The following is a 12,212-nucleotide window of genomic DNA, read 5'->3' on the forward strand; positions in this document are numbered from 1 at the left end:
ATGCCCAAATTCTCAGCCCGTTCAACGGAAATCGAGATTATGGACGATCTGCACTGTGCCGGCGAGGTCGTACATCAAACGTTGCGCGAACTGGAGTTTATCAATAAATGGCTGGGTGGCAATGCCGTCACGATTACGGCACTGGAGCAGCTTTTAAAAGATTGGCCGGCAAACGAAACCATCACAATTGTCGATTTGGGCTGCGGAGGAGGCGATATGCTACGGATCATTCATCATTGGGCGGCAAAAAAGGGCCTTTCCGTCAGATTATTCGGAATTGATGCCAATCCTCATATCATTGCCTTTGCGCGCAAAAACCTGCAGCATTTAGCGGAAATCGAATTTTCGGCGTTGGACATCTTTTCAGAAGAATTTAAAAACCTGCGTTTTGACGTTGTTTTAGGCACTTTGTTCTATCACCATTTTACCGACGATCAGCTCAGTACTTTTTTTAGCAACCTGCGAAATCAGGCCCGAAAGGGCATAATTATAAATGACATTCATCGGCACCCGGTAGCCTATTATTCCATTAAATGGCTTACGGTGCTGTTTTCACGGTCGTCGATGGTAAAATTTGATGCGCCGCTCTCGGTGTTGCGGGCTTTTACAAAGGAAGAAGTGGTTAGAATCCTCAAAAACGCAGGAATTGACGATTTTCAGCTTCGATGGAAATGGGCGTTTCGCTGGCGTGTGGTCGTCTCTACCACCCGGAAATAAAAAAGGCCCTGGAAATCAATCCAGAGCCCTTTTCGATCAAAAGATTATCTTTCTAGGCGGCCTTCTGCACATTTTCGATGCTTACGCCTTTGCTGCGGGCAATCTTGATGATACCCACTTTGTCTAATATTCTAATAACAATGTATGTCGGGTCGATCTCGTGCCAGCGAACACCACCGAAGTTCGCACGGTTTCCGTGTTTGTGGTGATTGTTGTGATAGCTTTCGCCCATCATCAGGAAATCGACCGGCAGAAAGTTTTTAGACGTATCGCCCACTTCGTAGTTGCGATAGCCGTACTTGTGTGCAAACCAGTTGATGATCGCGCCGTGGATCGGGCTCATCAGGAAATGGATAGGCAACAATAGATAAAACCATGGGCTGGGTGCGAACATGACATAGATCGTAATGTAGATAGCGGCCCAAAACAGCCGTGACGGCCATGAACGGGCGAATTTGTCAAAAGAATTCCACTGCGGAACACCTTCTGTAAAGCGTTTCTCAACGATCATCTTGCGGTTGGCAATGTCGGAATAGATCGTGCGGGTTTTCCACATCATATTCCAGATGGTTTCGTCGTATTTCGGCGAGTGCGGATCATCTTCGGTATCCGCAAAGGCATGGTGCATGCGGTGCATAACGCCATAGCCATAGGGGCTGAGATAGTTCGCGCCCTGGAAGATCCAGGTCAGAACGAAAAATACCTTCTCCCAAAATTTGTTCATGGTAAAGGCACGGTGCGAGGCATACCGGTGCAGAAAAAAGGTCTGGAAAAACAAAGAAAGGTACCAGTGCCCGATAAAAAATGCGAGAATTACGGCCATGTTAAATGTCTATTGTAGTAGTAAAAATTAAATGCGGGCCCACCCTGAGCCTTTTGCTTGTAAGACAAAGTCGTTGTCTGTTTGTGACAGAATCTGAAAAAAATTTTTCATGACCGTCCCTTTTTGCCAATCAGCAGTACGCCAACCAGTATCAGCGCCGTCCCGATGAGCTGGGCGGCGTATACGGGTTCTTGTAAGAAGATGTATGCCTGCAGGATCGTCGATACGGGTCCAACACTTCCAACAATGGCGGCATTGTCCGAACCCATGCGTTTAATGCCTTCCGAAACCAGGTAGGATGGAATGACGGTCGACAGAATGGCCATGATGAAACTGTAGAAGTAGATTTCTTCTGAAAGATGGAACAGCGACCGGTCGCTGACCAGGAAGAAATGGACCAGCACAGCGGCCGCTGCAAAGGTCATGGCATAACTGTTAAACTTCCCCGCACCCACGACCGGGATCAGCCGGCCGCTGCCCACGATGTATAGCGCATAGGTAATGGCGCAAAGAAAAATAAGCCCTACGCCCAGATAGAAATGTTCGTCCGGAGCTTCACTCCAATTCACTTCGCTCCAAAACGCGAGCAGCAATCCCGCATAGGTAATCAATAATGCCAGCCACTGATAATCGCTGACCTTCTGCTTCAAGAAACAGGCGGACATAAGCACTACCAGGGTAGGATAGATGAACAGGATAAGTCGTTCCATTCCTGCCGAGATATATTGCAGTCCCAGAAAATCCAGCAGACTGCTGATATAATAACCCAGAATGCCGACGACAGCTACCGCCGCCCATTGCCGGCCTGTGAATTTTACGTTTCCGCTTTTTGAGGACGCGAACGCTGCGGAGAGCAAAAAGAAAGGCAACGAGAACAACATCCGCAGCGCCAGCAGGGTAATGGCATCGACGTCTGTTTCGCGATACGCGAGCTTTACCACGATTGCTTTTGTGGAAAAGCAGATCGCACCGGCCAGGCCGATGATGACGCCACCAATAAAGTATCCGGACGAATGTTTTTTGGGAAGTGTGGGAGATCCTAACAAGGCCTAGTTTGTAAAGAGCTGACAATCAGATGTAAATATACCTCCAGATGCCATAAAAAATAATGGGCAGCAAGCAGAGCCATCAACTTTCCTTTTATTTGCAGCGTGAAAGTTTTGATCCTCCACCAGCATTTTAACACACCTCAAAAAGGAGGAGCCCTGCGTTCATATTACCTGGCCCGGGCATTGGCGGCGGCCGGTATTCAGACCGTTGTCATTACCGGGCATGCCCGGCCGGACGAGGAGGTTAAAACGATCGACGGCATTACGGTGCACAGCGTGCCCAACCCTTACGAAAACCGCTTTGGCTTTTATAAAAGGGGGATTTCGTTCGTTCGCTACATTCTTCAGGCCGTGCGTGCGGCCCGGCATTATCGCGATGTTGATGTCTGCTATGCCATTTCCACGCCGCTGACAATAGGCCTGGCGGCACAGTGGATCCAGCGTTGGTATGGCATTCCCTACATTTTTGAAGTGGGGGATCTGTGGCCTGACGCACCTATTCAATTGGGTGCCGTCAAAAGCCCATTATTCAAAAGGGCCCTCTACGGACTGGAAATGAACATTTACCGTCGGGCGAAAGCAGTCGTAGCTTTATCGGTACCCATCGCGGAGGCCGTTCAAAAACGTGCCCCTGGAAAGCCTATTCACATTATTCCGAATATGGCGGATACTGCTTTTTTTCAACCCGAGGAGAAAGAACCGCTTTTGGAAGCCAAATTCGATGTTTCGGGAAAACTGGTAATATCCTATATCGGCGCGCTGGGCATTGCTAACGGGCTCGATCAATTCCTGGAATGCGTACGGGCCAGCGAGAAAGCGGCTTTGCCAGTTCATTTCATTCTGTGCGGCGAGGGCGCGAAGCTTGGCCACTTGCGTGAAACAGCAAAGCGCCTGATGCTGAAAACGCTTTCCTTTATCGATTTTCAAGACCGGCCAGGTGTACACGACGTCTTGAATGTCACTGACGCGGTTTTCATTTCCTATAAGCCGGTGCCGGTATTGGAAACGGGTTCTCCTAATAAATACTTTGACGGCCTGGCCGCCGGCAAGCTTGTGATCGTAAACTTCGGCGGTTGGATAAAAAGTGAGATAGAGCAGCGCAAATGCGGTTTTTATGTAGACCACCAACGGCCGGGTTCTTTTGTGGAAAACATAATGCCTTACCTCGAAAACCGCGAAATTTTAAAACAGGCGCAGAAATCGGCCCGAAGGCTGGCAGAGGAATGCTACGCCCGCGAGCTTTTATCCAAACAATTTGCCCGGATCTTTATTTAATGGGTGCATTGGCCTCTTTTGCCATCACGTTATACACCATCTTGTCTGCAAAGGAAGGCAGCCATTTATTAAAGAATACGGCCAATTTGCCCTGCGTGGTGAGGATTAATGTGCGTTTACGATGCACGGTCGCATTATAGATGTGACGGGCGCATTCTTCGGCCGACATCATTTTCTCTTCTGCGCGGGGTGATTCGCCCTGGGCGCTACCGTCTTTCGCCAACGCACGCTTGCGGATGTTGGAGGCTGTAAAGCCCGGGCAGGCAGTTAATACATGAACTCCTGTTTTCAGCAATTCCGTACGCAGGACCTCCAAAAAGCCGTTTAATGCAAATTTGGAGGCAGAATACCCTGTACGGCCTGGCAGGCCGCGAAAGCCGGCAATAGATGAGATGCCCACAACAGAACCTTTGTTCCTGGTGATTTCGGGCAAACAATACCGCGTAGCGTATAAAACACCATAGAAATTGATGTCCATAACCTTTTTAACCACCTCCAGATCGACTTCTGAAAAGAGCGCCCGCATAGAAATACCAGCGTTATTGACGAGAATGTCGATTGTGCCGTAAAGTCTGATTGCTTCCTCGGCCATGCGGCGATTGTCGTCTTCCTTGCTGACGTCGGCTTGAAAACCAGCAATGGTAATGCCCTGTTTTTTTAGCTCGTCTACCGCTGCGTTTAGCTCGGGTAGCTGCCGCCCGGTGATTAAAATGCGGGAGCCTTCGCGGCCGAATTTCTCAGCCAGTGCCTTACCGATACCGGAAGAGCCCCCGGTAATGATGACAACCTTGTCTTTCATGGGATGGAATCGTTAAACAGGCACTCTGCTAGTGAGCTTGTTATCAGCTAGATGGGCGTCTGAGGGCTCAAAAATAGCAATACTTGCGTAACTTGCCCCCATATTGTTTTGCCGAGATGCTTTTTGTACGACTACTATCATCGCTTCCGTTTTGGTTGCTTTACGCATTCTCCGATTTCCTGTTTGCGGTCAGCTACTACCTGGTGCGCTACCGCCGGAAGATGGTGTGGAAGAACTTGACAAACTCCTTTCCGGAAAAGACAGAAAAAGAACTGCGAAAGATCGAAAAACAGTTCTATCGCAATTTGTGCGATTACGCTGTGGAAATGCTGAAATTGCTTACGATCAGTAAAGAAGAGCTTGGTCGGCGCATGCGTTATACCGACGTGGCCGCGGCAGAAAAATTTAAAGCACAGGGCCAATCCGTCTTTATCCTCGCATCGCATCATTTTAACTGGGAATGGCTGCTGGTCGCTGCCAGCTTCAGCTATCCGTTCCAATCCGATTTTATTTACCAGCCTCAACACAACCAGTTTTTTAATCGATTTTCATTGCTTTCACGCACCCGGTTTGGCGCGTTTCCCATCAAGCGGGATGAGGTTGCGCGGGTGTCTGTAAAGCGTAAAGACATTCTTCGGGGGATCGCGCTGGTGGGAGATCAGTATCCCGGGTATAAAAAGGACAAAAAGTACAGTCTGCAGTTCCTAAACCAGGAAACACTGTTTTTCTTTGGCGCCAATCAGTTGGCTGTGATCATGCAGTTTCCGGTTCTTTTCGCCGAGATACGAAAAGTGAAACGCGGTTATTATGAGGCAAAACTTGTAGAGATTGCAGCGCCGCCGTATGAAAAGGATAGCCACGTTATCGTCGAGCAATATGCGAAGGCGGTGGAGGAATTGATCCGGCAAGATCCCACGACCTGGCTTTGGTCCCATAACCGCTGGAAAAAACGCCATTTGCATCAGGATACGACAATTATTAAGGCCAGCTGACAGAGCCTTTGCCTAACGCAACCTTACCGATCACGTATATCATCGCTAAGGATTACCCGTATCAACGCTATACCATACCTATCCTTGAGCTATACCTGACTTATAGGTTCCTTTTGCAAACACGCTTAAAAGACGCGCTTCTATACCAGCATCTGCATGATATCCTCTTTTGAGAGCTGCTTCATAAAGCTTTCTTCGGTTGTAATAAGCTCTGTCGTGAGCTTCAGCTTTCGTTGCTGCAGCATCAGGATCTTCTCCTCTACGGTGTTACGCGTGATGAATTTGTACGTGAAAACCTTCTTTTTCTGACCAATGCGGTGGGCACGGTCTACCGCCTGCGCTTCCACCGCCGGGTTCCACCAGGGGTCGAGAATGAATACATAATCGGCCTCGGTCAGGTTGAGCCCCAAACCACCGGCCTTTATCGAGATCAGAAAAACCTTCAGATTGGCGTCTTTGTTAAAACGTTCCACCTGTTCCTTACGGTCGGTGCTTGAACCGTCCAGATAAGCAAAGTCGATTTTCCGGCTTTTAAGATAGCTTCTGACCAATTCCAGGTGCTTTACAAACTGGCTAAACACAAGGATCTTGTGACCGTCGCCCATAGCATTTTCCAGCATGTGCGTGACATCTTCGTGTTTACCCGAATCGCCCGTATAGCCCTGATCGAGCATTTTTGGGTGATTGGCCAGTTGCCGTAGTTTGGTAAGACCCTCCAGGATCATAAAACGGCTGTTTCCGAGGCCTTCCGTTTCGATAAGCTTGAAGATCTTTTCGCGATACACGGACTTAATCTCCTCGTAGCGCTTCTCTTGTTCGGGCGTCATGGTTGAATACTGCACGTTTTCCACCTTTTCGGGCAGTTCTGTTGCTACCTGCGATTTATGACGGCGTAAAATGAATGGCTTGATGATGGCGTGCAGCTTTTTGGAGCGGGTTTCGTCGTTCCGCTTTTCGATGGGGTTCTGAAATTCATTGCGGAAATACGTCTGAGCCCCCAAAATGCCCGGATTGATGAATGACATCTGTGACCAGAGGTCCAGCGTGGTGTTTTCAATGGGCGTACCGGTCAGCACCAGCTTATGGCGCGATTTAAGCTCGCGAACGGCCTTGGAAATGTTAGAGGTGGGGTTTTTAATGACCTGCGACTCGTCGAGGATGATATAATTGAAATAGAACTGCTGAAGCAGGTCTACGTCCAGGCGGGTAATGCCATAGGACGTCAAAATCAGGTCGTAGTTCTCAAACCGCCGGATGTCTTTGTTGCGCAGCGTGCCCGTATAGTTCAAAATGCGCAGATCGGGGGTGAATTTGCTGGCTTCCATCTCCCAATTGTAGATCAGCGACGTGGGCATGATCAACAACGAGGTGCCAGAGCCTGCTTCTTTCTCCGCCAGTAACATGGTAAGCGTCTGCACGGTTTTACCCAGACCCATATCGTCGGCCAGACAGCCACCCAGGTTGTATTCGTTCAGAAACCGCAGCCAGTTATAGCCGGCGCGCTGATAGGGGCGAAGCTCGCCTTTAAAGCCTGCGGGTATCGGATAATTCTTAATTCCGCTAAAGGAGCTCATCGAGCGGAGTTTTTCGCTCAGGTGGACCTTGGCCAGGTTGCCTTCTTCCAGTTCCTTTACCAGGTTCAGGTGGTGCTTGCGCAGTACAGGCTTTTCGTGATCGCCTTCGGTTTCGCTGAGCGAGAACAGATCGGCATATTTCGTCAGCCAGGCCTCTGGAATAATCGCGATTTCGCCATTGGGAAGCTTAAATTCCACTTTTCGGCGCATAATGAGCCGGCGCAGATCCTTAAAAGGCACTTCAAACTCGCCAAAGCGTATTTTGGCGTGGATGTCAAACCAATCGATGTTTTCCTTTACCTCCACCTCGATGATCGCCTTGCCGACAAAGTATTTTTTGTCGCGGCTTTCCGGCTGGCTCACTTCAAAGCCCAGGTTGAGAAGGTTCACGCGGTTTTCATTCAACCACGAAAAGGCTTCGGATTTGGGAACCGCCACCCGGAAACCCTTCATCGGCAATCCCAGCTTTTGGAGCGTGTGGAGGAAGTTCTTTTCCAGGTCGGTATGGCGGGCCACCCGGTGGAAGATATAACCCTCGCCTTGTTTCTCGAGACTTACGCTTACCGGGCCGATATTATCACCGCGGAACCGGTGCTTGCCATATTTAAACGACAGATCGAATACGATCTTGCCGCTTTCATCACTGCTATCATCGGCCGGGGCACCACTGTCAAAAAGCGACGGGGCCGAGGCCATCTGTGTGGTGTGAAGCTCGGAGAGCGTCAGTACCGGATGTGGGTCGTAGGTAGTTTTGTTGATCTCAAAACCGCTGGCGTCGACATCGTCAAAGGAGGCAATGAGGGGTGCGACAAAACGGTTGTAGTATGTCTCCTCCACATTGCGTGGAATCACCACGAATTTTTTTGCGAAGAAGGGGATCAGCTTTTTACCGTCTACATATTTTTCAAATCCATAGAGGCTGCCATTGAGCACCATCCACGCCGGATTCTTGCATACCAGGTAAGCCGACGGATCGGGCAGGTCCAGTTTCTTGCCTTGAAAATATAAGGTAGGGTAGTAGTTCGTTTGATCGTCGGTGCGCATGAAGTGGAATTGAATTGTTGCGCGCTTCTCCAGCACGTCAATTCGTTTCCAGGTAGGCTCGCCGTCGTTCCCCATTTCGAAGAGCTGTTTGCCCTTCATCTTTTCGAGGATCTTCGCGCGGCGTTTTTCCAGGTAGTCTTCGATCTGATCCTGGATCAATTCGTTGCCTTTCGTCTTGTCGTAGGTCTTGGCAAAGAATTCCTCGGGCTTCATGAACTTGGCCGAGAACTTCTTTACGATCGTTTCCTGCTGCATCGAATCCATCAGCTCGATCAGCTCGAAGTCGCGATCGTCGAGTCCTTTCGAAAACTCGCGTGCATTCTTGGATGAAATGTTCTGGTGTTGATACGTAAGTTTACCCTTATCATCCAAATGCACGATATACGACTCGAAAATATAGCCGAGGTATTCGTGTTGGTACAACGAATAGATAATTTGAAATGGTTGTGAAGCAGAAACTTTCATCACAAAAACGGTTTTTTGATGAAAACAGAATCCGCAATTTAGACATTGGACCGGAAAATAGCGAGCATTCCGGGATTAGAATTGAATGAGAAAATCAACAAATTTAGTGTAGAAATTACTCCCTATAATTGTTGCGGCGATCCGAAGCGAGCGGCCAGAACAGCCGGGCGATAGGAGATGATAATTGTCAGTATTGACATTACCACGAGCGCCGCGGCAAAGTCCATCCAGTCCATTTTTACCGGATAGCCCTGCGTAATCGAGGTTTCCATGCCCATCGATACCATTCCGAAGTTTTGCTGCAGCCAGCAGATAAAGCCCCCGATCGCCAGCCCCGACAGCGCCCCGATAAAGGCAATTAAGGCGCCTTCTGCCAGGAAAATATTACGAATGAGGTATTGATTGCCACCCATTGCGGCCAGGATGGAGATGTCTTTCTTCTTGTCGAGGGCGAGCATCATAAGGCTAAAAAAGATATTGATAGACCCCACCCCCAACAGCAGGGAGAACGCCAGGAAGGTAAACAACTTCTCGAATTTCAGCAGGCTATACAGGTCCTTGTGCTGCTCCTCCTGGTTCAGCACGCGGAACGATTCGCCCAGGGCGTGCGCCAGTGCCAGCTTCACTTTTTGTATATCGCTGCCGGCCACCGTTTTGATCTCCAGGGAGGTGCGTTTGTCGCCATAGCTCAACAGCTCTTGTGCAAAGTCCAGCGGCACGAGCATATAACTCTCGTCTATATTCTGAATGATGGAAAATACACCGCCAGGCAAAATGTTCAGGCGGGCGTACATACGCGACGGATCGGTACTACCGCCTTTTACATTTTTGATATAATATACCTGGATCGGAAACGCCGTATTGCGGGCGTCAACGGTAAGGGTATTGGCGATGCCCTGCCCCAGCATCGCATATGGGATATTGTGTTCTTTCAGTCGCAGCTTGCCCTGCGTAATGCTTTCGGCGGGAATGCGGCCGTGCTCGATGAAATTTTCACTCACGCCTTTCAGCGTCACGATCTGGTTGGCGTCGTGATACCGCACATAGGCATAGTCTTCGATCACTTCGGTCACAACCTTTACACCCGGCACGGCGGCCACCTTCTGCAGCAGGGCCTGGGTGGCGTGAAAGGATTTGCCCTGGGTGGCTTCGATCTTGATCTCGGGGTCGAACGAGTTATTGAGCGAACGCAGCAAGTCTTCCAGTCCATTGAACACCGACAGCACGATGACCAGGGCCGCGGTAATAAACGCGACGCCCACCATCGACAACATGGAGATGATGTTGATGAAGTTCTTCTTACGCTTTGAAAGCAAGTAACGCCGGGCGATAAAAAAGGGCAGGTTCAACGGGCGAGGGGTAAAGGTTACGGTTTGTCGGCCGGCGGAATGTTGAGGCTCTTGATCAGGGCATCCATCTTCTGCGCGTTTTCCTCTACTTCGTCGAGGTAGAAGACCAGCTCCGGAATGATGCGCACCTGTTTGCCGATGCGTTCGCCCAGAGCCTTGCGGACCTCGCTTTTATGCTTGTTGATGTTGTCCATGGTCTTTTTCTTATCCTTGGCCAGCAGCATGCTGATGTAGACCTTGGCCAAACCCAGGTCGGCGCTTACGCGCACGTCGGCCACGGTAATGAACGTGTTTTCCAAAATACCGCGTTTGTCGCGTTGGAAAATATCGCTTAGTTCCTTCTGGATAAGCTTGGAATATTTAAGTTGTCGTGTCGAGCTCATAACTTTCCCCACCTAATTTACCTGACAAAGATGAAAAAACGGGCGATTCATTTCAATCTTTACAGCCACTAGCCTAATTTTCGCGTTACTTTAACAGCCACTTTAAAAAAACGCCTTGCTTCGTTATTTCCGCATAAACGACCCTTATCGTCTGCTGGGCCTGCTTATTATTATGGCCGTGGCGAGCCTGCCGCTGTTCCTGAACAGCCCCGGCATGACCTACCCTGAATTAAAAAGCATTCTGGTGGGCGAAAAAGTTCGCGATGGCCACACCCTGTATACGGAACTGATCGATTCCACGCCGCCGCTGGCTGCCTGGTTTAACGGCGTTTTTGACTGGATGTTTGGCCGCTCCATCCTGGCCCGGCACATCCTGGCCCTGCTCATTATCTTCTCGCAGGCCGGCTACCTGGGCATGGTGTTCATTTTCAAGAAGGCCTTTTCGGAGAATACGTTTATTCCGTCGCTCATCTTTGCCGTACTTTCGCTCTTTTCGTTCGACGTGGTCTCGCTCAGCCCCGAGCTGCTGGGCTCGGGCTTCCTGCTGCTGGCCATGAACAACCTCTACAAACAGATCGAATTCCGCGAGCAGTACGCCGGCTCTATTTTTAACCTTGGTTTTTATATTGCCATTGCTTCGCTCTTCGCCTTCTCGTTTATCGTGTACCTGGTGGCGTCGATCGTGATCCTGGCGATCTTTACCCGCTCTACCTTTCGCAATTACCTGCTCATGGTCTTCGGCTTTTTGCTGCCGCACGTGTTGCTCATGAGCTTGTATTACCTCTACGACGGCATGGGTGCCCTGTGGACCTACTATTATCTGCCCAACCTGGGCTTTAGCAATACCTGGTACGTACCTGGCTCCAGCCTGTGGCTGCTCGGCGCGCTGCCGCTGGGCTTTCTCGTCCTGTCGCTCATCATGATGAATCGCGACGCCCGCTTTACCAAGTACCAGTCGCAACTTGTGCAAACCATGTTTTTCTGGATGCTGTTTTCGTTCCTGCAGATATTCTATTCCAAAGAGCTGCGGCCGCAGAGCTTCCTCACGCTCATTCCGAGCTTTAGCTTTTTCATCACCCATTTCCTGTTGGTGATCCGCCGCAAGAAGCTGGCAGAGATCGGCATCTGGGCGTTTCTGATCAGCACAGTGCTGATACAAAACTCCGCGAGACGTGGGAGCATTGCCGCGGTGCACTATGATAGTCTGTTTGTAAAAGAGAATCCCTACGCGGCCTCCGTAAAGGATCATCGCATTCTCTTTCTGGGCGACGACCCCTCGGTATATGCAAACAACACCCTGGCCACGGGTTTCTTAAACTGGAAGCTGGCCCGCGAGACTTTCGAGGAGCCGGAGTTCTATGATAATGTAATACAGGTGAGCGAGCTGTTCCGGGCGGATATGCCGGAGGTCATCATCGACCCGGGTAACTTCATGCCTAAGTTCTTCGACCGTGTTCCGGCCCTCAAGGGCCAGTACATACCGTCTGCGCAAGGCCTTTACACCCGCGTAGATAAACGCTAAGACGTGGCCGCCCGCGGCCGGCTGGTTTAACAGCTGATCTTGCCGACGCGGTTAGCGTGCCGCCCGCCTTCAAAGGGCTCTGTCAAAAACTTACCGGTGATCTTTTCCGCCAGGTCCAGCGAAATGAACCGGGCCGGAATGCAGACGATGTTGGCATCGTTGTGCTGACGCGCCAGCCCGGCCAGTTCCACGGACCAGCCAATCGCCCCCGCCAAGCCCG

At 50.2% G+C, this 12,212-nt stretch carries 11 protein-coding genes; 4 read left to right on the plus strand and 7 right to left on the minus strand.

Features of this window, described 5'->3' with window-relative positions; genetic code table 11:
- Complete coding sequence (locus KK078_RS27870) at nt 1-717, plus strand: methyltransferase domain-containing protein (RefSeq protein WP_254093710.1); 717 nt, start codon at nt 1-3, stop codon at nt 715-717.
- A 52-nt stretch (nt 718-769) separates the two neighbouring features.
- Here KK078_RS27870 and KK078_RS27875 read toward each other — a convergent pair whose 3' ends face one another.
- Nucleotides 770-1,540 carry an acyl-CoA desaturase gene (locus KK078_RS27875; RefSeq protein WP_254093712.1) on the minus strand — a complete coding sequence of 257 codons (771 nt, stop codon included), beginning with the start codon at nt 1,538-1,540 and terminating at the stop codon, nt 770-772.
- A gap of 107 nt (nt 1,541-1,647) precedes the next feature.
- Nucleotides 1,648-2,586, minus strand: a complete 939-nt coding sequence (locus KK078_RS27880; RefSeq protein WP_254093714.1) for a DMT family transporter — start codon at nt 2,584-2,586, stop codon at nt 1,648-1,650.
- A gap of 105 nt (nt 2,587-2,691) precedes the next feature.
- Here KK078_RS27880 and KK078_RS27885 point away from each other — a divergent pair, with 105 nt between their 5' ends.
- The gene (locus tag KK078_RS27885; RefSeq protein ID WP_317196004.1) at nt 2,692-3,864 is read left to right on the plus strand and encodes a glycosyltransferase family 4 protein; all 1,173 of its coding nucleotides are present in this window, start codon (nt 2,692-2,694) and stop codon (nt 3,862-3,864) included.
- On the opposite strand, the gene KK078_RS27890 is transcribed toward KK078_RS27885, so the two are convergent.
- A complete protein-coding gene (locus KK078_RS27890; RefSeq protein WP_254093722.1) occupies nt 3,857-4,663 on the minus strand; it encodes an SDR family oxidoreductase in 807 nt (268 codons plus the stop codon). The two genes, KK078_RS27885 and KK078_RS27890, sit on opposite strands and share 8 nt — an antisense overlap.
- A gap of 92 nt (nt 4,664-4,755) precedes the next feature.
- Between KK078_RS27890 and KK078_RS27895 the strand changes: the two genes are divergently transcribed.
- A complete protein-coding gene (locus KK078_RS27895) occupies nt 4,756-5,655 on the plus strand; it encodes a lysophospholipid acyltransferase family protein (protein WP_254093724.1) in 900 nt (299 codons plus the stop codon).
- 140 nt (nt 5,656-5,795) lie between these two features.
- Here the strand turns inward: KK078_RS27895 and KK078_RS27900 are convergent, their stop codons facing one another.
- The 3 genes from KK078_RS27900 to rbfA all read right to left on the minus strand — a co-directional run bounded on the left by KK078_RS27900 (nt 5,796) and on the right by rbfA (nt 10,470).
- The gene (locus KK078_RS27900) at nt 5,796-8,738 is read right to left on the minus strand and encodes a DEAD/DEAH box helicase (RefSeq protein WP_254093726.1); all 2,943 of its coding nucleotides are present in this window, start codon (nt 8,736-8,738) and stop codon (nt 5,796-5,798) included.
- Nucleotides 8,739-8,860: 122 nt separating this feature from the next.
- Complete coding sequence (locus KK078_RS27905; protein WP_254093732.1) at nt 8,861-10,087, minus strand: ABC transporter permease; 1,227 nt, start codon at nt 10,085-10,087, stop codon at nt 8,861-8,863.
- Nucleotides 10,088-10,104: 17 nt separating this feature from the next.
- Nucleotides 10,105-10,470 (minus strand): 30S ribosome-binding factor RbfA, encoded by a 366-nt coding sequence (gene rbfA, locus KK078_RS27910; protein ID WP_254093734.1) that lies wholly within the window; start codon nt 10,468-10,470, stop codon nt 10,105-10,107.
- Between the two features lie 115 nt (nt 10,471-10,585).
- Here rbfA and KK078_RS27915 point away from each other — a divergent pair, with 115 nt between their 5' ends.
- A complete protein-coding gene (locus KK078_RS27915) occupies nt 10,586-11,992 on the plus strand; it encodes a glycosyltransferase family 39 protein (RefSeq protein WP_254093736.1) in 1,407 nt (468 codons plus the stop codon).
- Nucleotides 11,993-12,018: 26 nt separating this feature from the next.
- Here KK078_RS27915 and KK078_RS27920 read toward each other — a convergent pair.
- A partial coding sequence (locus KK078_RS27920; protein WP_254093743.1) for an RpiB/LacA/LacB family sugar-phosphate isomerase occupies nt 12,019-12,212 on the minus strand: 194 nt, incomplete at its 5' end.

Source organism: Dawidia soli, assembly GCF_018598185.1.
GTDB classification, from domain to species: domain Bacteria; phylum Bacteroidota; class Bacteroidia; order Cytophagales; family Cyclobacteriaceae; genus Ohtaekwangia; species Ohtaekwangia soli.